We start from the raw sequence: 2,224 nt of genomic DNA on the forward strand, positions 1-2,224 counted from the left end.
AGAGTCGATCGTTGATCTGGCTTTCCAACTCTGGATCGGATTTAATTTGAAACCATTTTTGAAGCAGAAAGCATTTAAACAAAAGCAGCGGGGGATAGGCTCTTTCTCCTTTTTTGGTTTTCCAAAGAGAAAACCAAGGATCGAAAAAGAGGTAAAATTTTTCAACTTTAGTTTTAAACCACTTTGCCGGAAAGAAATGACCACACTCGTGAAGAGTCACAAGTATTGAAAGACTCAATATAAGTTGAGTAACTATAATTAATGTATCCATTCAGTCTCGTATTCTAAATAATTGATGATTGGTTATAGCCCGCCATCGGATTGTCTTAACATTGAAAAGAAATAAATTGTTTCTTCTCAATTGCCGCAAAACTACTATTTATATCTTTATTCCGTCTATAATACTATACCAATTAATGAAGAGGCTCTTCTATTCAACGCATAAATCCGATACATCTTTTGAAATCACAGGAGAAGATTATCGTCATTTGCTGAAAGTTCTGCGACGAAAAATCGGAGATTCTGTTGATATAATAGATGGTAGTGGATACATTTATAACTGTGTCATTGCTGAAGTTTTCAAAGAAAAAATCATAGCAGCAATTAAAAACTCCTACCTCGGAAATATCCCTTCCTATAGAATTGCGATTGCGATATCTCCAGTTAAGAATCCATCGAGATTTGAATGGTTTGTAGAAAAAGCAGTAGAAATTGGAATTACTGATATTTATCCCGTCATCTGTAAAAGAACTGAGAAAAGTAAGATAAAGTACGAACGAGCGATTAAGATCATGCATTCCGCGATGAAACAATCCGGAAACGTTCTGGAGCCGATCCTTCTTCCTAGTTTATCATTTACAGAAATGCTACAGCTTGATGATTTTGATTCTAAATACATTGCATATATCAGTGATAAAATCATAAACAATCTTTCCAGTGAAAACGATTTAGGCCCTTCCATCCTTATTGCGATTGGTCCTGAGGGTGGATTTGAGAAAGAGGAAGCATCAATGGCCGCTAGCCAACAATTTAAACCTGTAAGTTTAGGTGATTCAAGACTCCGCACAGAGACAGCTGGTGTTGTTGCTTGTCAAATTGTGAAAACATTGGATGAATTAAACCGTATTAAGACAATGAATGCAACTTAATAAGTGTTTATTTGTCATATTTGTATATAAATCTGCGTACAATGAAATGGACAATGGCTATAAGATTATTCTCGGTATTCCTGTTTATATCGGTGATGGTCCCTCTTATGTCTTTTGATGAAAATGTGGAAGAGCCTTCATTACAAATGGCATTATTAAAATACAGTGGGGGAGGAGACTGGTATGCCAATCCAACTGCTTTGAAAAATCTGGCCCTTTTCTGTAATCAAACTCTCGGTACTAATTTTTCAAGCCAATATGGAACTGTTGAGGTAGGGAGTGTTGAGTTGTTTAATTATCCCTTTGTGCATATGACAGGACACGGTAATGTAGTTTTCTCTGATCTGGAAGCAGAAAACTTGCGGAATTATCTCATAGCAGGAGGATTTCTTCATATTGATGATAATTATGGAATGGACCCTTATGTGAGACTAGCCATGAAAAAAGTATTCCCGGAATTAGAGTTTCTGGAATTGCCATTTGACCATGAGATCTATCACTCCAAATATGAGTTTAAGAATGGATTGCCAAAAATCCATAAGCACGATGATAAACTACCACAGGGATTTGGTTTGTTATGGGAAGGAAGAGTCGTGTGTTTTTATACTTATGAATGTGATTTGGGAGATGGTTGGGAAGACGAGGAAGTTCATAAAGATCCACCTGAAGTCCGTTTGAAAGCTTTACGGATGGGTGCCAATATAATATCGTATGTTTTTTCTCAAAGCTAGGACTTTAATCACCTAATTGCAAAGTGCTGTATTTAATTCAAAAGTAATTTGTCTTTGCTCAATGATTTAGGGTTTTTATTCAAAAATTTTACTAGTCCAATAGGGGATTCAGACTCTTGCGGAGATACTTTTTCAGATTTAACCAGAAAGCAAGGAAAAGGTAAATAATGACAGGTGAGCCCATAGTAACAAAACTTAGATATATGAAATATAATCTCACCCTTGAAGTCTTGATACCAATTTTGTCACCAAGGAATTGGCAAACACCAAAGACAGATTTTTCTACGATATCTTTAAAATAATTCATCATAATAGCAATAACCTTAGCTAAAATATATAAATAAT

At 35.4% G+C, this 2,224-nt stretch carries 4 protein-coding genes; 2 read left to right on the forward strand and 2 right to left on the reverse strand.

What is annotated here, in order from left to right:
* Positions 1–271, reverse strand: a 271-nt coding sequence (locus tag Q0X72_RS13730; RefSeq protein ID WP_297766570.1) for a site-2 protease family protein, incomplete at its 3' end; no start/stop codon positions are given.
* Between the two features lie 145 nt (positions 272–416).
* Between Q0X72_RS13730 and Q0X72_RS13735 the strand changes: the two genes are divergently transcribed.
* A complete protein-coding gene (locus tag Q0X72_RS13735; RefSeq protein ID WP_297766573.1) occupies positions 417–1,148 on the forward strand; it encodes a 16S rRNA (uracil(1498)-N(3))-methyltransferase in 732 nt (243 codons plus the stop codon).
* A gap of 95 nt (positions 1,149–1,243) precedes the next feature.
* Positions 1,244–1,879 carry a DUF4159 domain-containing protein gene (locus Q0X72_RS13740; protein ID WP_297766577.1) on the forward strand — a complete coding sequence of 212 codons (636 nt, stop codon included), beginning with the start codon at positions 1,244–1,246 and terminating at the stop codon, positions 1,877–1,879.
* A 91-nt stretch (positions 1,880–1,970) separates the two neighbouring features.
* Here the strand turns inward: Q0X72_RS13740 and Q0X72_RS13745 are convergent.
* Positions 1,971–2,224: PspC domain-containing protein (locus Q0X72_RS13745; RefSeq protein WP_297766575.1), on the reverse strand; the 254-nt coding region annotated here is incomplete at its 5' end.

Source organism: uncultured Muriicola sp. (assembly GCF_947258935.1).
GTDB lineage: Bacteria > Bacteroidota > Bacteroidia > Flavobacteriales > Flavobacteriaceae > Muriicola.